The 256-nt window shown below is 41.8% G+C and carries 1 protein-coding gene; it reads right to left on the bottom strand.

What is annotated here, in order from left to right:
* Positions 1-252, bottom strand: a 252-nt coding sequence (locus SB660_RS21980; RefSeq protein WP_410584570.1) for a TetR/AcrR family transcriptional regulator, incomplete at its 3' end; no start/stop codon positions are given.
* Positions 253-256: the final 4 nt, after the last annotated feature.

Below are 256 nucleotides of genomic sequence, written 5' to 3'. Positions count from 1 at the left end.
AATCGCTTCTACAGGGTCCGCGGATTGAGACATACTATTCTGTATCTGCTTTTCAACGCATCTTCCCGTATATTTGATCGCCGCAATGGCGAGTTCTTCTTTTCCGTTTGGAAAGTGATGATACACAGACCCTCTGGGTGCTCCGCTCTCTTTTATAATTTGATTCAAACCAGTCGCATGGTATCCCTGAATCTGAAAAAGATATGCAGAGGTTTGAATAATTCTTTCTTTTGTCCCGGTTTTACTGTTCATTATG

It is taken from the genome of Bacillus sp. SIMBA_005 (assembly GCF_046535585.1).
Classification (GTDB): Bacteria; Bacillota; Bacilli; order Bacillales; family Bacillaceae; genus Bacillus; species Bacillus pumilus.
The sequence above is the reverse complement of the archived record's forward strand: the minus strand, read 5'-3'. Positions and strand labels throughout refer to the sequence as shown.